Here is a 14,699-nt window from a genome sequence, read left to right on the forward strand (position 1 = left end):
GAGCTCATTCGGAAGTGTGAACCATGAAGCCTCGATTGTTGGAACAATACGAACAGGAAATCCTGCCGGCCCTTGCGGAAAAACTCGGCCGCAAGAACCGACTGGCCGTTCCGCGGTTGGAAAAGATCGTCGTGAACATGGGGGTCGGCGAGGCGCTGAAAGAAAAGAAGTACCTGGATGAGGCGGTCGAGGCGCTGTCGTTGATCACCGGACAGAAGCCGGTGGTGACGCGGGCCAGGAAGTCGATCGCCGGCTTCCGACTGCGTGAAGGCATGGCCGTCGGCTGCAAGGTGACCCTCCGCGGCGCGCGGATGTACGAGTTTTTGGATCGGCTGATTTCGATCGCTCTGCCGCGTGTGCGTGACTTTCGCGGGGTGAATCCGAATGCCTTCGACGGGCATGGAAACTTCAGCCTGGGGCTTAGCGAGCAGTTGGTATTCCCGGAGCTGGATCCCGACCGCTACTCCCGCTCGCAGGGAATGAACATTTGCATCAATACGACAGCGAAGACGGATGAGGAAGGTCGCGAGTTGCTGAAGGCCTTCGGCATGCCGTTTCGGCGAGACAACTAAAGGGACGACGACCTCGAGTCGCGAAAGACGAGGAACGAGTTCATGGCAAGTAAGTCGAAGATCGCCAAGGCGTTGCGCCCGCCGAAATTCTCCACGCGTCGCGAACGGCGGTGCCGGATTTGCGGGCGGCCGCGTGCGGTATACCGAAAGTTCGGCATTTGCCGCATTTGCTTTCGGAAATTGGCGGACCAGGGGTTGATCCCCGGTGTCAGAAAGGCGAGTTGGTAGAGGGAACAGATACGACCATGATGACCGACCCCATCGCCGACATGTTGACCCGTATTCGAAACGCGGTGCGCGTGGAGCGTCCCTACGTGGATATGCCCGCGTCCAAGGTCAAGAAAGGCCTGGCCGAGGTGTTGAAGCGGGAAGGGTACATTTGGGATTGGGAAGAAGTTGACGCCCAGCCCGCCAAGCTCCTGCGCATCCACCTGAAATATGGGCCCAATGGCGAGCAGGTGATTCGCCACCTGCGGCGAATCAGCAAGCCGGGACGCCGAGTCTACTCGCGGGCCACGCAACTGAAGCCCGTCTTGAACGGCTTGGGGATCTGCATCTTGAGCACGAGTCGAGGCGTGCTGAGCGACCGCGAAGCGCGGCAGCGCAACATCGGCGGCGAAGTGCTCTGCGAGGTGTGGTGATCGACGGCGTCGGATATCGAATCAGCGAGTGAACGCAAGCGAGACGAGAGATGTCGCGGACAGGCAAGAAACCGGTCGTTGTCCCTCAGGGCGTCAAGGTCGAGGTCGACGGCCGTCACGTGCGAGTGGAAGGCCCCAAGGGCAAGTTGGAGCTTGAGACCTTGCCCGTCGTGACGGTGACCTACGATGCCGAAGCGTCGCAAATCCTAGTGGATCGTGTCGATGAATCTCGGCACGCGCGGGCGATGCACGGGACCACGCGAGCGCTGATCCAAAACATGGTCACCGGCGTCACGCAAGGATACGAGAAACGGCTCGAGATCGTCGGGGTCGGGTATTTGGCGGCCGTGCAGCAGGGGACGTTGCAACTTCGGGTCGGATTCGCGAACGAGCTTCAAGTCCCGATTCCCGAAGGGTTGGAAGTCACGTGCCCCGATCAGCAGCATGTGAGCATCAAGGGGGCCGACAAGCAAAAAGTCAACCACTTCGCGGCGTACGTCCGATCGCTGCGGAAGCCCGAGCCGTACAAGGGCAAGGGAATCCGTTACGAGGGCGAGGCCGTCCGTCGCAAGGAAGGTAAGGCCGTGACGAAGTAACGCTTCGACACGGTCAAAGGGTGCACAGTTCCCGAACAGCTGGTTCGTTGGCAGCGAGACAACAAACGTGAGCGCGATCAAAGATCTCAAGAAGCGACGTCAGAGACGACGTTTTCGCGTACGCAACAAGATCAAGCGGGTGTCGAACCGCCCGCGATTGAGCGTATTCCGCAGTCACAAGCACATTTACGCGCAATTGATCGACGACGAGGCCGGTCGAACGATCGCCGCCGCGTCGACGGTCGAGAAGGAAGTGCGCGAGGAAGTCGGCTACGGCGGGAACGTCAAAGCGGCGCAGGTCGTCGGGCGCTTGATCGCAGAGCGGGCGAAGGCCGCCGGTGTGGAAAAAGCGGTGTTCGACCGCGGCGGTTATCGGTATCATGGTCGCGTGGCCGCCTTGGCCGACGCCGCGCGGGACGCCGGGCTCGATTTGGGCGCCAAGAAGGTGGTCGAAGAGCCCAAGGATGACAAGAAAGAGAAGAAGGGCAAAAAAGGCGGCAAGAATAAATAACCGAAGGCGGTGCGCCGGGCGGTAGGCGGCTCGGCGGTTCGGCCTCGACTCGATTGCGAAGGCATTTGTGACTCATGGCAAACGCATCTGAATCGGTCCGCGGTGAACTGATCGATAAGGTCGTCAAGATTCGGCGCTGTGCGGCCGTGGTCAAGGGCGGTCGGCGCTTCAGTTTTTCGGCCTTGGTTGTGGTCGGCGACGGCAAGGGCCGCGTGGGCTGGGGGTACGGTAAGGCGAACGAAGTTCCTCCCGCCGTAGAGAAGGCAATCAAAGACGGTACCCGCAACATGGTCGAAGTGGCCCTCCAGGGCAACACGATCCCGCACGTGGTCAAAGGACGGTTCGGGGCGGCCAAAGTGATCTTGGTGCCTGCCCGGCCCGGTACCGGTGTGATTGCGGGTGCGGCCGTGCGTGCGGTGTGCGAAGCCGCCGGTATCCAGGACATCTTGACCAAAAGCTACGGGAATCCCAACGCGATGAACGTCGTCAAGGCGACGATCGCCGCGCTTCAGCAACTTCGGTTGCCTGCCGAGGTCGAACGGCTCAGGGGAGTTTCGCTCACATGAATATCAACGACGTCAATCGAGGAATTCACAAACATAAGCGGAAGAAGCGCCTCGGGCGCGGACCTGCTTCGGGACACGGCAAGACCTGTGGTCGTGGCCACAAGGGGCAGGGATCGCGGAGCGGCTATTCGGCCAAGCCTACCTTCGAAGGCGGTCGCATGCCTCTGTTCCGTCGTATTCCCAAACGCGGCTTCAACAATCCGTTCGCCGACGTGGTCGGCACGGTCAATGTGGGCGTGCTGAACGAGTTGTTCGAAGACGGCAGCGAAGTGACGCCCGACGCGCTGATGGAAAAGGGCTTGGTGAAAAAGACGGTCGACCTGTGCAAGGTCCTCGGCGACGGCGAGTTGACCAAGAAGCTGAAGGTGTCGGCGCACCGGTTCAGTGCCTCGGCCAAAGAAAAGATCGAGGCGGCCGGGGGCGAAGTCGTCGTCTTGCCGGGTAAGGCTCCGGTGGTGAAGGGGCAAAAGAAGCCGCCCGAGAAGCGGGCGTTCAAGAAGAAGTACAAAAGCCGCAAGCAGGATGGTTGAGGATAGCGAGGCCGATCTGCGGCCGTAGGCGCGTCTAATCGCAAGGGACCGTGTGAGCGATGTTTGAGAAGATCCGCGTCATCTTCACGATTCCCGAACTTCGTCGGAAACTCCTCCTCACCATCCTGTTGCTGGGGATCTATCGGATCGGTTGGCATATTCCGATCCCCGGCGTCGATACGGCGAAGATGATGGGGATCTTCGAGTCGCAGACCGGCGGCTTCCGGGATCTTCTCGATCAGATGGCGATTTTCTCGGCGTCGCGGTTGAACCAAGCGACGATCTTCGGGCTTGGGATCATGCCGTACATCTCGGCGTCGATTATTTTCCAGCTGTTGGGGAGCGTGTATCCTCCGCTGGAAAAGTTGCAAAAAGAAGGCGAAGCGGGGCGGAAAAAAATCAACGAATATACGCGGTACGCAACGATCGGGATCTGCCTAGTCCAAAGTTGGGTGTACGTCGCGTGGGTGGCGCGTTCCGGGTTGGTCGTCGACGCGTACTCGAACCCGGAAAGCGGCCCCGGCTTGTTTGCTTGGACGTTCATGGCCGTCATGATCATGACGTGCGGAACGGCCTTCCTGATGTGGCTGGGTGAACAAATCGACGAGTTTGGTGTCGGGAACGGGATCAGCTTGCTGATCACCGCCGGGATCTTGGCCCGCATGCTTCCGGCAGGATACCAAGAAATCAAGCCGATGCTCGACAACGGATTCCAGCTCACCGGCACCAGCGGCCAGCTCGGCGTCGACAAATTGCTGGTGTTGGCCGTGCTGTTCGTCTCGGTCGTGGCCGGGATCATCTTTATTACCCGCGGGCAGCGCCGGATTCGTACGGAAAGCGCCAAGCACATGCGCGGGCGGCGAATTTACGGCGGCGGTCAACAGTTTTTGCCGCTGTTGGTGAACCAAGGCGGCGTGATGCCGATCATCTTCGCCAGCAGTTTGTTGTTGTTCCCGCTGGCGATCTTCCAGGCGCTGGCGACGTGGTCGGGAGCCAAGATCTGGCAAGACTTGGCGAACGTGTTCCATCGCGGCGACGGCTTCTGGTACAACGTCATGTACATCGGGCTGATCTACTTCTTCTGCTACTTCTGGACGGCGATTACGTTCAACCCGAAAGATATCGCCGACCAGTTGAAGGACCACGGGTCGTTCATTCGTGGGTATCGTCCGGGCCGCCGGACCGCCGAGTACCTGGAAAAAGTAATGGTGCGAATCACCTATGTCGGTGCCGGGTTCCTGGCCGCGGTGGCGATCATCCCCACGATCATCGCCGACACGATGGGCATCAGCTACATGTTCGCCAGTTTCTACGGCGGTACCAGCTTGCTGATCGCTGTCAGCGTGGCTTTCGACTTTGTGCAGAAAATCGACAGCCACCTGATTATGCGGAACTACAAGGGGTTGCTCGAATAACCACGAACCGGCGGCAGGCGAGGTATCGGTTGCCGCGACAAGGATTCAGCGATCCGAGCACCGGCGCCGCCGAATAAACGCGGGGCCGGTTTCGGTTATCAAAGGGAAGGGGGGCGGACGACCAGGCAAGCGGACATCGGCATCAGCCGGGAGCGACCGGGGCCGTTTATGGAGTTGGACGGGGACTTTCGCTGGGAGAGGACGAAGCTATGAGGATCGTGTTCATCGGGCCGCCCGGGGCGGGCAAGGGAACGCAGGCCGAAAAGATCATCGAGCGGTACGGCGTCGCGCACCTGTCGACCGGCGATATGCTTCGCGCCGCTCGCGACGCGAAGACCGAAGTCGGACTCAAGGCCGACGAATACATGTCCCGCGGTGAATTGGTCCCCGACGACATCATCGTCGCAATCATCCGCGATCGGTTGAACGAGCCGGATTGCGAAAAAGGGTACCTGCTCGACGGTTTCCCCCGCACGATCGCCCAGGCCGAAGCGTTGGACGCCATGTTGAAAGAGCGGGGAACGCCGTTGGATGTGGTCCTCGAACTTCAGGTGCCCGAAGACGAACTGTTCAAGCGTCTGGCCGGTCGGGGACGGGCCGACGACAAGCCCGAGGTCATCAAGCAACGTCTGGTCGCCTATCGAACCCAAACGGCCCCGTTGCTCGATTATTACCAAAAGGCCGGATTGCTCAAATCGATCGATGGACTCGGTACGGTGGACGAGATCTTCGAGCGCATCGTGGGCGTGCTCGATGCGATCAAGTGATCCGCCGGCGGCCGGTGGTCCGTACAAGGAGTAAGCAACAGCGGTGTTGGTGCTGCGATCAGACCGAGAAATCGCGGCGATGCGGCCGGCGGGCTTCCTGGTGTGGAAAGCCCAACAGCTGGCGGCGTCGTTGATTCGCCCGGGAATTACGACACGAGAGATCGACGCGGCGGTTGAGGCGTTCTTCGCGAAGCACGACGCACATCCGTTGTTCAAGGGGGTGCCCGGTCCCGTGCCGTTTCCGGCGGTGACGTGCATCTCGGTCAACGATGAAGTCGTTCATGGGATTCCCGGCGATCGCGTTCTCGAAGAAGGCGACGTCGTCAGCATCGATACCGGATGTCGGGTGGACGGCTGGTGCGGCGACGCGGCCGTGACCTATCCGGTCGGTGAGATTTCGCCCGAGAAGACCAAACTGCTCGAGGTGACCAAGAAGACGTTGGACTTGGCGATCGAGCTGATGCCCAAGCGGCGGAAATGGTCGGAAGTGGCCAAAGAAATGGCCGCCTACGTGCGGAAGGCGGGGTTGTCCGTCGTCGAGGCGTTCGTCGGCCACGGCATCGGGCGGACGATGCACGAGGATCCGCAGGTGCCTAACTTTGTGTCCCGTGATTTCCTTCGACGCGGCGATTTTCCCCTCCGACCGGGGGTGGTGATCGCGGTCGAGCCGATGGTCAACGCCGGAACGAAAGACGTGAGGGTCGGCAAGGATTTGTGGACGCAGCTCACCCGCGACGGCAAACCGAGCGCCCATTTCGAGCACACCCTGGGCCTGACTACCAAGGGCGTGTACGTGCTCACCGGGCCTCCGTGCGAGTTGGATGAAGTGTTCGGCGTCGACCTCTCACCGTACGCGTGAGTCGTTCGTCGCTGGACAGAAAATAGAGGGATTGCGCAAGACGGGATGTCGTCGCGAGGGCGACGAATCGCCGCCTTGTGTGGGGAATTCGTCGCCTGGGGGCTTGAGGGATTCCCCAGTCATCTCCTATACTGAATCACTTCCCTTTTGGGAGAAGCAGCGATCATAGCGTGGGAACCACGCCGAAGTGCTCCCGTCGGAAATCCACTCCGGCGGTGGAGATACGAGGAGACCGACGATGAAAGTCAGAGCAAGCGTCAAACGTCTGTGTGCCAATTGCAAGGTGGTGCGACGGCGTGGAAAACTGTACGTGATTTGCACGAACCCGCGACATAAGCAACGGCAGGGGTAAGGTTTCGGCGGATCACGTCGACCGAGATGAAGATACATTGGAGGATACGGTTTCATGCCTCGTCTATTGGGCGTTGATATTCCCGGCAGAAAAGCGACCGAGATTTCGCTGCGTTACATTTACGGGGTAGGTCCGGCGACCGCCCGGGAGTTGTGCCGCAAGGCCAATATCGATCCCCGCAAGAAGGCCGACGACCTCACCGAGGAAGAGCTTGCCGCGTTGGCGGCGCTGCTCGATAAGGACTACGTCGTCGAAGGGCAGTTGCGGCGGAAGGTGGCCCAAGACATCGCCCGGTTGAAAGACATCGGTTGCTATCGGGGAATCCGCCATCGACGCGGTTTGCCGGTTCGCGGTCAGCGGACGCGAACGAACGCCCGCACGCGGAAAGGTCCCGCGAAGACCGTGGCCGGGAAGAAGGGTGTGAAAGACCTGCGGTAACGCATTGAGGTTTGCCCAACCAATCGAATCATCCAAGACACGAGACGAACGGACGAAACGGAGGCTGACAAGCCGTGGCCAAGTCGCAAGGTGGTAGCAAGAAGCGTCGTACTCGCCGGAATGTGACGGTCGGGATCGCGCACATCAAGACGACCTTCAACAACACGATCGTGACGATCACCGACCTGAAAGGTCAGACCCTCTGTTGGGCGACGGCCGGGACGAGCGGGTTCAAGGGAAGCCGCAAGAGTACGCCGTTTGCCGGACAGATGGCGGCGCAGCAGGCTGCCGAGAAGGCGATGAAATTCGGTGTCAAAGAGGTCGAAGTTCGCGTGAAGGGGCCCGGTAGCGGCCGTGAAAGCGCGATTACGGCCTTGCAGGCGGCCGGCTTGACGATCAAATCGATCGAGGATGTCACGCCCTTGCCGCATAACGGGTGTCGCCCCCGCAAGCGACGTCGTGTGTAACGCCGGGGTGTTTCGAGGAAAGGGCTTTCAGCGGCAAGACAAGTCCGGCGGTTTTGGTGGTACGAAATACCGTCCGGCCCAACACAGAACGTAACGGGAGTTTTACCAGCAATGGCTCGTCATACCGGTCCGGTTTGTCGATTGTGTCGGCGGGAAGGCGTCAAACTGTTCTTGAAAGGGATTCGTTGCGAAACGGATCGCTGCGCGTTCGAACGCCGCCAGTCGCCGCCGGGAATGCAAAACACCCGACGCGGCAAGCTGACCGACTACGGTATCCACTTGCGGGAAAAGCAAAAGGTCAAGCACTACTACGGTGTGCTCGAGCGACAGTTCCGCAAGTACTTTGAGATGGCGTCGCGCAGCCGCGGTAACACCGGCGATACGTTGTTGTCGCTGTTGGAGCGGCGATTGGACAACATCGTTCACCGGCTCGGCTTCGGCATGTCGCGGGCGCAGGCGCGGCAGTTGATCAGCCACGGGCATATTCTGGTCAACGGTCGGCGCGTCGATATTCCCAGCTACCTGGTTCGCGTGGGCGACGTGATCAGCGTGAAGAATCGGCCCAAGAGCATTCAAGCCGTCCAGGCGGCCCTGGCCGAACAACGCGGCGAAGTGCCGGACTTTTTGAGCGTCGATACTTCGGGAGGCGTTCCGTCGGGGACGGTCGTGCGTCTGCCGGGTCGTGACGACGTTTCGATCCCCGTCGAACCGCACCTGATCGTGGAAATCTGCTCGCGGTGATGCGTGGTTGCCGACCGGCTTCCCGCATGCGGGTGTTTCGAACCTTTGGAGGCTTCTCATGCGAATCCGATGGCGCGGATTGGAACTTCCCAGCCAGGTCGTTTGTGAGGAATCGACGCTGACCTCGACATACGGCAAGTTCATCGCCGAACCGTTCGAGCGCGGCTTCGGAACGTCGGTGGGCAACAGCTTGCGGCGCATCCTCCTTTCGAGCCTGGAGGGAAGTGCCGTCACGCGAATCAAGATTCAGGGAGCGCAGCACGAATTCACGTCGTTGCCCGGCGTCGTCGAGGACGTGACGGACATCGTGCTGAACGTCAAGTCGCTGGTGTTGCGAAGCCACAGCGCGCAGCCGCGCGTGTTGAGGATCGAAAAGTCGACGCGCGGGGTGGTGACCGCCGGCGACATTCAACCGGACGATCAAGTCGACATCATCAACAAGGATCACGTCATCGCCACTTTGACCGACGACGTGCCGTTCGTGATGGAATTGGTGGTCGAGAACGGTCGCGGATACCTGCCCGCCAGCGAGCAGAAGGAAAGTACCGAAATCGGTACGATTCCGCTGGATGCGGTATTCAGCCCCGTGACCCGCGTGCGTTACGAGGTCGAAGAAACCCGCGTCGGGCAAAAGACGAACTACGACAAGCTCACCATGGAGATCTGGACCGACGGCTCCGTTTCCCCCGAAATGGCGCTCGTCGAGGCCGCCAAGATTCTTCGCAAGCATCTGAACCCGTTCGTGCAATATCGGGAATTGGGCGGCAAGGTGTTTGCCACTCAGTCGGGGCAAGCCGGTTCCGTCGATCCGGCGCTCGAGAGCAAATTGTCGATGACCTTGGCGCAGCTCGACTTGTCGTCGCGGGCAATGAACTGTCTCGAATCGGAAGGAATTCGAACGGTTCGCGAGCTGGTGGCCCGGACGGAAGAGCAGCTTCTTGAGGTGCGGTCGCTCGGCGAGACGACCCTCAACGAGGTGAAAGAAAAACTGGGACGACTCGGATTGCGGCTCGGAATGCCGCTTCCGTCGCCGAATCGGCCGGAGTCGATCTTCTAGGCTTCGGCTGACCGCCGGCGCAGCGACAGGAGACGCCGGGAACCACACAAGTTGACAAGCCGGCCCGTTTCCCCATTGCGGCGGGGACGCGGAAAAAGGGTTCCGCGATCTAAGGAACGGGCGCGAGTCGATACATCGGGATCGGTACCATGCGACATCGAAAACGTGGACGAAAACTAGGTCGTAGCCCGAGTCATCGTCGGGCGATGCTCAAAAATCTGGCGTGTGCGCTTATCTTGACCGAACGGGATGCACGCGGCGAAGAGAACGAGCCGAAGGTGCGCGGCCGGATCGTGACCACCGTGCCCAAGGCGAAAGAAGTTCGCCCCTTGGTCGAAAAGTGCATCACGATCGCCAAGCGGGCGCTGCCGGCTATCGAAAAGGCCCGTGAGTTGGAGCCGACCTCGGCCCGCGGTAGCGAGAGCTGGCGTGCCTGGCGCAACAGCGAGAAATGGTACGAGTGGAACCAGACGATCGCTCCTGCGGTCGCCGCGCGGCGGCGGTGCTTGAAACTGCTGGGCGACAAGCAAGCCGTGGCTGTCCTATTCGAAGAAATCGCACCGCGGTACGTCGATCGCCCCGGTGGGTACACGCGCATTCTCAAATTGGCCACTCCGCGTTTGGGCGACGCGGGCGCCAGGGCGATCTTGGAGTTCGTGGGCCGCAACGATCGGGTGAAGCAGGCAAGTAAGCCCGTCTTCGACGACGACGAAGCCCTCGAAGAAGAAACGGCCGTCGAGGAGCAGGCAGAAGCCGAGGACACGGTCGAAGAACAGGAACCGGCGCAAGGCGATGCGGCCGAAGCTCAGGCCGAAGGCGATGCGTCGGAAGAGGCGTCGGCCGAAGAAGGTCAAGCCGAGGAAAAGCCCGCCGAATAACCGTCGGCCGACGGTCGAAAGCCGAGAGAACACGCAAGAGCCCTTCGGGGCTCTTTTTTCTTTGGGGTATCAACCCTCGTTTCCATTTTTGCGATGCCGAATGTGCGACGAGTTCGCATTGACAGCGCAGCGTGGATCGTCTACTGTTTCCCGCGATTCTTGGAGAGAAGGGAAGGACGGCCTCGACAATGGGAAGGGATTCCCGGTCATGAAGCTTCGGCTTCGGCTGAACGCGATTCTGGGACTGCTCATCGCGTGGGCAACGCTATGGGGCTGCGCGCCGATTCATATTCCTGAAACGACCGAGCCGTTGTTGAAACCGCCCCGGATGACGCCGCAGAGCGTTGCGCTGGACATCTTCTTCGTTCGCGTCCCGTATGGTGACGAGACCGCAAATGTCCGCCTTTGGCAGGAACTCGACGAGCAATGCCTGGCTCCGGAGTTGCGGCAAGCGCTGTTTCGTCACGGGTTTCGGGTAGGGCGTTCGACCGGCGATGCATCGCTGACGCTGGCCGAATTGTTGGCGCTCGACGATGCCCCCATCGCCACCGGGCCCGTCCAAAAGGCCGACCTCGACGCCCTCGATCAAGAACCGAAAGTCGTTCGGCGGCATCTGCAATTACCGTTTCGAAAGCGGGGACAAATTGTGGCCTCGGGCATTTACCCCGAGATGCCGCTGGTGGAATGCGCCGATGGGAGCCTGTGCGGTCGGATGCTGACGCAGGCCCAAGGGCAATTCGCCCTGTTCCTCGAACCCGATCGCGACGGCGGCGTGAAGCTGAAACTGGTTCCCGAGATCGAGCATGGGCAACCGCGAATTCGGCCGGTTGGTGAAGGCGGCGTTCTGCGGTTGGAAACCGGCCGCCCGCGTCTCTCGTTGGATCAGCTCAGTTGCGAAGTCGCTCTCGAACCGGGCGATATGCTGGTCGCCACGGCGCTGCCCAACCGGCCCGGAAGCGTCGGCGACTACTTTCTGACGACGCGCAAAGACGAATCGAAACAGCAAAAGGTGTTGGTCATCCGGCTGTCGCAGACCCAGCACGATCCGCTCTTTCAGGGGGATGTTCTTGCGGACGACTCGCGGTAATACCGTACACGAATCACTCGCGAGGAAGACGTTTCTCGATTGTTTGTAGCCGTGCATAAGGAACCGTCCGTCTGCGCATAAGAAAAGCCGCCCCGGCGGAAATCGAGGCGGCTGGTTGTCGGTCTCGGCTCGATTCGCGAGACGGTGGGCGGTTCAGCCTTTGACGATCTTGCTGACCTCCTGAAGTTGACCGGCGGCGCCGAGCATCTTGTTCTTGTGGATGATGTACTCGGCGTAGGCGGGCATGAAGACCTTACCCGGCGTTCGCGGATCGAAGTCGGCCGGCTTGTCGCGGAAGGTTTCTCGGTAAATGGCGCACCACACCAGGCGGCCGTCGGTATCGATGTTGATCTTGCACACGCCCAGCTTGGCGGCGGGCAAGTATTGATCTTCCGGCACGCCGCTGGTTTCTTCCATGGCGCCGCCGGCCTTGTTGATGCGATCGACCCATTCTTTGGGCACGCTGCTGGAGCCGTGCATGACCAGGGGGTAACCTTCGGGCAGGGCCTTTTGGATTTCGGCCAGGCGGTCCAACCGCAGGGTCGGCTTCTTGTCGGGATTTTCGGGATCCGGCTTGAACTTGTACGCCCCGTGCGACGTGCCGATGGCGACCGCCAACGAGTCGCAGCCGGTCAGTTCGACGAACTTGGCGGCTTCTTCGGGATCGGTGAGTCGAACGCTCCCGACGATATCTTCTTCCACGCCGCCGAGCTGGCCGAGCTCGGCTTCGACGACCACGCCCTTGGCGTGCGCCCGCTCGACCACACGCCGCGTGATCTCGACGTTCTTGTCGAATTCTTCATGCGAAGCGTCGATCATGACCGAGCTGTAGAAGCCGCTGTCGATCGCGTCGTAGCAGGCTTCTTCGGTTCCATGGTCGAGATGGACAGCGAAGACGACTTCCGGGAAGATCTCGTCGGCAGCCCGAATCATCGCTTCGAGAAACCGCTTGTCGGTGTACGCACGGGCCCCGCGGGAAATCTGGAGAATGAAGGGGGCGGCCAACGACCAGTCGACCGGATCGTCGTTCGACTTCGTCTTGCCGAGGTTACCACGGAACAGACCGACCGTCTGCTCCAAGTTGTTGATATTGTACGCGCCGATCGCATACTTGCCGTAGGCGTGTTTGAACAGCTCGGTAGTCGTAACGATCATCGTAAGTCTCCTTTGGCCCTTTTGTTAGGGCTCGCGCGAGGTGAGTCGGGCTTGTCCCTACCTGTACGATTGCAGCCGTCGGAGCGTTCGCGGCCGCCTTGATGACCCTGGGTGCGTACCAAAAAGTAGAACCGAACCTCCAAATCTACCTCATTCAACGTGAGACTGCCAGGGGATGAGCACGGCACCCCACGACAGGACGAGGTGTCCCGGCTCACCGAGAGGGGCTAAAGCTCGCGTTGTTCCGATTTGCGACAAACGCTACAATCCCGGCAGCGGCGGGAGGTTCTGCGCGCTCGGCGGACCGTCGCCTTCGTCGCCGCGATTGCAATGCAGAAGGTTTTTTGTCGACAATATATGGCTCGTCTCTTCGTGTCTCGGCAGGGAAGCCGGAATCATGACACAACCTGGGAATGCGGCAGAATCGTTCGGCCCGTTTCGCCAATTACGCCATGCCCGAGAAATCCTCGGCTACGAAAGCCGCGTCGTCGCCGACTTGGCGCAGCGGCTGGACCGATCGTTTACCGACGCGATCGCCTTGTTGGCGGAATGCCGCGGCCGGGTGGTCGTTTCGGGAATGGGGAAGGCCGGCCTGATCGGTCAAAAGATATCGGCGACCTTGGCTTCGACGGGGACGCCCAGCTATTTTCTTCATCCCGGCGAGGCATTTCACGGCGACCTGGGACGTCTTGCCGAAGGCGACGTGGCCTTGGTCCTTTCGCGAAGCGGCGAGACGGAAGAGGTCGTTCGCCTATTACCGTCGTTGGCGACGATGCGCATTCCGGTGATTGCGATGACGGCGAAGCCCGCCGGCACTTTGGCCAAAGCGGCCGCCGTGGTGCTCGACATCGGCGATTTTCCCGAGGCAGGCGAATTGCGCCTGGCACCGACCGCCAGTACGACGGCCATGCTCGCGTTGGGCGATGCCTTGGCCTTGGTGCTCAGCCGGTTGCGCCGCTTTGCCCCTCAGGATTTTGCGCGGTTTCATCCCGGAGGCAGCTTGGGACGTAAGCTGAGCAAGGTCGAGGATCACATGCGCCCTCTGGCCGATTGCCGCGTGGCCTCCGATCGGCTCACGGTTCGTGAGGTGATCGTCGCGACCAGTAAACCGGGGCGTCGAACCGGGGCGGTCATGCTGGTCGATGAACAAGGGCGACTTACCGGCCTGTTTACCGACAGTGATCTGGCGAAGCTGTTCGAAAAACGCAACGACGATGCCCTCGACCTGTCGATCGCATCGCTGATGACAAAAAACCCGATTACCGTTCGCGAAGGGGCGGCGATGTCGGAGGCCGTTCAGTTGCTTGCCGACCGCAAGATCTCGGAGTTGCCCGTCACCGACGACGAGGGACGCCCCGTCGGGTTGATCGACGTGACCGATGTCGTGGCCCTGTTTCCCGAACAATTGGCTTCACATCGTTCCGCCGAGCGTTCGTCGGGCGACGCTTGCCTGGGACCGTGGCGATTGGTGCGGCCGGTCGACGAAAGCGACGAGGGGGAAAACGCATGACGCTCGAAGACCGCTGTCAGTCCGTTGAACTCATTTTGGCCGATGTCGACGGCGTGCTGACCGACGGAACGATGCTCATCGACAACCAGGGGATCGAGTCGAAGGCCTTTCACGTCCGCGACGGCATGGGCGTCGCCCTATGGCGAAAGGCAGGGTATCGATTCGGGCTGATCACGCTGCGGAGCTCGCATCTGGTCAAGATGCGGGCGGAGGAGTTGGGGATCGAAATCGTGCGGCAAGGCGTGACCGACAAACTGGCGACGACGCGAGCCGTCCTCGACGAACTGGGACTCGATGCTTCACAGGTATGTTACTTGGGGGACGACCTGCCGGACCTGCCGGTGATCCGCTCGGTCGGGTTGGGGGTTGCCGTGGCTGATGCCGCCGAAGAACTACGGGCGCACGCTCACTTCGTTACCCAGGCACCGGGCGGACGCGGCGCGGTTCGCGAGACCGTCGAAATGATCCTCAAAGCCCAGCGTCGTTGGGAGGACGTGATCCGATCGTACTTTGAACCGCGTTTGCCCGGCACGGCCGAATCGTAAGCGACGTCCCCG

General features: G+C 60.8%; 19 protein-coding genes and 1 pseudogene. 19 read left to right on the forward strand and 1 reads right to left on the reverse strand.

Annotation, left to right across the window (positions count from 1 at the left end; all coding sequences use genetic code 11):
• Positions 1–23: 23 nt before the first annotated feature.
• The 17 genes and pseudogenes from rplE to ACYQ2I_RS04130 all read left to right on the forward strand — a co-directional run bounded on the left by rplE (position 24) and on the right by ACYQ2I_RS04130 (position 11,477).
• Entirely contained in the window at positions 24–572 is a 549-nt protein-coding gene (gene rplE, locus ACYQ2I_RS04050; protein ID WP_460165711.1) for a 50S ribosomal protein L5, read from the forward strand.
• A gap of 42 nt (positions 573–614) precedes the next feature.
• Positions 615–800 (forward strand): type Z 30S ribosomal protein S14, encoded by a 186-nt coding sequence (locus tag ACYQ2I_RS04055; protein ID WP_460165712.1) that lies wholly within the window; start codon positions 615–617, stop codon positions 798–800.
• Between the two features lie 17 nt (positions 801–817).
• Positions 818–1,213, forward strand: a complete 396-nt coding sequence (gene rpsH / locus ACYQ2I_RS04060) for a 30S ribosomal protein S8 (protein ID WP_460165713.1) — start codon at positions 818–820, stop codon at positions 1,211–1,213.
• Positions 1,214–1,263: 50 nt separating this feature from the next.
• Positions 1,264–1,809, forward strand: a complete 546-nt coding sequence (gene rplF / locus ACYQ2I_RS04065; protein ID WP_460165714.1) for a 50S ribosomal protein L6 — start codon at positions 1,264–1,266, stop codon at positions 1,807–1,809.
• Between the two features lie 67 nt (positions 1,810–1,876).
• On the forward strand, positions 1,877–2,320 hold the full coding sequence (gene rplR, locus ACYQ2I_RS04070) for a 50S ribosomal protein L18 (RefSeq protein ID WP_460165715.1): 444 nt from the start codon (positions 1,877–1,879) through the stop codon (positions 2,318–2,320).
• 74 nt (positions 2,321–2,394) lie between these two features.
• On the forward strand, positions 2,395–2,886 hold the full coding sequence (gene rpsE / locus ACYQ2I_RS04075) for a 30S ribosomal protein S5 (protein WP_460165716.1): 492 nt from the start codon (positions 2,395–2,397) through the stop codon (positions 2,884–2,886).
• Positions 2,883–3,416 (forward strand): 50S ribosomal protein L15, encoded by a 534-nt coding sequence (gene rplO, locus ACYQ2I_RS04080; protein WP_460165717.1) that lies wholly within the window; start codon positions 2,883–2,885, stop codon positions 3,414–3,416. Before rpsE ends, rplO begins: the two co-directional genes overlap by 4 nt.
• Before the next feature lie 59 nt (positions 3,417–3,475).
• On the forward strand, positions 3,476–4,831 hold the full coding sequence (gene secY / locus ACYQ2I_RS04085; RefSeq protein WP_460165718.1) for a preprotein translocase subunit SecY: 1,356 nt from the start codon (positions 3,476–3,478) through the stop codon (positions 4,829–4,831).
• Between the two features lie 209 nt (positions 4,832–5,040).
• Positions 5,041–5,598: an adenylate kinase gene (locus tag ACYQ2I_RS04090; RefSeq protein ID WP_460165719.1), complete on the forward strand. Its 558-nt coding sequence runs from the start codon at positions 5,041–5,043 to the stop codon at positions 5,596–5,598.
• Between the two features lie 43 nt (positions 5,599–5,641).
• Complete coding sequence (gene map, locus ACYQ2I_RS04095) at positions 5,642–6,457, forward strand: type I methionyl aminopeptidase (protein WP_460165720.1); 816 nt, start codon at positions 5,642–5,644, stop codon at positions 6,455–6,457.
• A 238-nt stretch (positions 6,458–6,695) separates the two neighbouring features.
• Positions 6,696–6,809, forward strand: coding sequence for a 50S ribosomal protein L36 (gene rpmJ, locus ACYQ2I_RS04100; RefSeq protein WP_460165721.1), 114 nt, complete (start codon positions 6,696–6,698; stop codon positions 6,807–6,809).
• Positions 6,810–6,863: 54 nt separating this feature from the next.
• Complete coding sequence (gene rpsM, locus ACYQ2I_RS04105; RefSeq protein ID WP_460165722.1) at positions 6,864–7,247, forward strand: 30S ribosomal protein S13; 384 nt, start codon at positions 6,864–6,866, stop codon at positions 7,245–7,247.
• A gap of 74 nt (positions 7,248–7,321) precedes the next feature.
• Positions 7,322–7,714 (forward strand): 30S ribosomal protein S11, encoded by a 393-nt coding sequence (gene rpsK, locus ACYQ2I_RS04110; RefSeq protein WP_460165723.1) that lies wholly within the window; start codon positions 7,322–7,324, stop codon positions 7,712–7,714.
• A 111-nt stretch (positions 7,715–7,825) separates the two neighbouring features.
• Positions 7,826–8,455: a 30S ribosomal protein S4 gene (gene rpsD / locus ACYQ2I_RS04115; protein ID WP_460165724.1), complete on the forward strand. Its 630-nt coding sequence runs from the start codon at positions 7,826–7,828 to the stop codon at positions 8,453–8,455.
• A 58-nt stretch (positions 8,456–8,513) separates the two neighbouring features.
• The gene (locus ACYQ2I_RS04120) at positions 8,514–9,512 is read left to right on the forward strand and encodes a DNA-directed RNA polymerase subunit alpha (protein WP_460165725.1); all 999 of its coding nucleotides are present in this window, start codon (positions 8,514–8,516) and stop codon (positions 9,510–9,512) included.
• Between the two features lie 149 nt (positions 9,513–9,661).
• A pseudogene (locus tag ACYQ2I_RS04125) lies at positions 9,662–10,273 on the forward strand (bL17 family ribosomal protein); the annotation flags it as partial.
• 325 nt (positions 10,274–10,598) lie between these two features.
• Positions 10,599–11,477 (forward strand): hypothetical protein, encoded by an 879-nt coding sequence (locus tag ACYQ2I_RS04130; RefSeq protein ID WP_460165726.1) that lies wholly within the window; start codon positions 10,599–10,601, stop codon positions 11,475–11,477.
• A 153-nt stretch (positions 11,478–11,630) separates the two neighbouring features.
• On the opposite strand, the gene ACYQ2I_RS04135 is transcribed toward ACYQ2I_RS04130, so the two are convergent.
• Positions 11,631–12,632 (reverse strand): class II fructose-bisphosphate aldolase, encoded by a 1,002-nt coding sequence (locus ACYQ2I_RS04135; RefSeq protein ID WP_460165727.1) that lies wholly within the window; start codon positions 12,630–12,632, stop codon positions 11,631–11,633.
• A 397-nt stretch (positions 12,633–13,029) separates the two neighbouring features.
• On the opposite strand from ACYQ2I_RS04135, the gene ACYQ2I_RS04140 reads away from it, so the two are divergent.
• Together ACYQ2I_RS04140 and ACYQ2I_RS04145 are read left to right on the forward strand one after the other, a co-directional pair.
• Positions 13,030–14,142 carry a KpsF/GutQ family sugar-phosphate isomerase gene (locus ACYQ2I_RS04140; RefSeq protein ID WP_460165728.1) on the forward strand — a complete coding sequence of 371 codons (1,113 nt, stop codon included), beginning with the start codon at positions 13,030–13,032 and terminating at the stop codon, positions 14,140–14,142.
• Complete coding sequence (locus tag ACYQ2I_RS04145) at positions 14,139–14,687, forward strand: KdsC family phosphatase (protein ID WP_460165729.1); 549 nt, start codon at positions 14,139–14,141, stop codon at positions 14,685–14,687. The genes ACYQ2I_RS04140 and ACYQ2I_RS04145 overlap by 4 nt, the downstream gene beginning before the upstream one ends.
• The last annotated feature ends 12 nt before the right edge of the window (positions 14,688–14,699 follow it).

This window comes from Thermostilla marina, from assembly GCF_054657455.1.

Coding starts and splice junctions, on each gene's coding strand:
- rplE (WP_460165711.1), top strand. CDS start 24: ATGAAGCCTCGATTGTTGGAACAATACGAACAGGAAATCCTGCCGGCC.
- ACYQ2I_RS04055 (WP_460165712.1), top strand. CDS start 615: ATGGCAAGTAAGTCGAAGATCGCCAAGGCGTTGCGCCCGCCGAAATTC.
- rpsH (WP_460165713.1), top strand. CDS start 818: ATGATGACCGACCCCATCGCCGACATGTTGACCCGTATTCGAAACGCG.
- rplF (WP_460165714.1), top strand. CDS start 1,264: ATGTCGCGGACAGGCAAGAAACCGGTCGTTGTCCCTCAGGGCGTCAAG.
- rpsE (WP_460165716.1), top strand. CDS start 2,395: ATGGCAAACGCATCTGAATCGGTCCGCGGTGAACTGATCGATAAGGTC.
- rplO (WP_460165717.1), top strand. CDS start 2,883: ATGAATATCAACGACGTCAATCGAGGAATTCACAAACATAAGCGGAAG.
- secY (WP_460165718.1), top strand. CDS start 3,476: ATGTTTGAGAAGATCCGCGTCATCTTCACGATTCCCGAACTTCGTCGG.
- ACYQ2I_RS04090 (WP_460165719.1), top strand. CDS start 5,041: ATGAGGATCGTGTTCATCGGGCCGCCCGGGGCGGGCAAGGGAACGCAG.
- rpmJ (WP_460165721.1), top strand. CDS start 6,696: ATGAAAGTCAGAGCAAGCGTCAAACGTCTGTGTGCCAATTGCAAGGTG.
- rpsM (WP_460165722.1), top strand. CDS start 6,864: ATGCCTCGTCTATTGGGCGTTGATATTCCCGGCAGAAAAGCGACCGAG.
- rpsD (WP_460165724.1), top strand. CDS start 7,826: ATGGCTCGTCATACCGGTCCGGTTTGTCGATTGTGTCGGCGGGAAGGC.
- ACYQ2I_RS04120 (WP_460165725.1), top strand. CDS start 8,514: ATGCGAATCCGATGGCGCGGATTGGAACTTCCCAGCCAGGTCGTTTGT.
- ACYQ2I_RS04130 (WP_460165726.1), top strand. CDS start 10,599: ATGAAGCTTCGGCTTCGGCTGAACGCGATTCTGGGACTGCTCATCGCG.
- ACYQ2I_RS04135 (WP_460165727.1), bottom strand. CDS start 12,632: ATGATCGTTACGACTACCGAGCTGTTCAAACACGCCTACGGCAAGTAT.
- ACYQ2I_RS04140 (WP_460165728.1), top strand. CDS start 13,030: ATGACACAACCTGGGAATGCGGCAGAATCGTTCGGCCCGTTTCGCCAA.
- ACYQ2I_RS04145 (WP_460165729.1), top strand. CDS start 14,139: ATGACGCTCGAAGACCGCTGTCAGTCCGTTGAACTCATTTTGGCCGAT.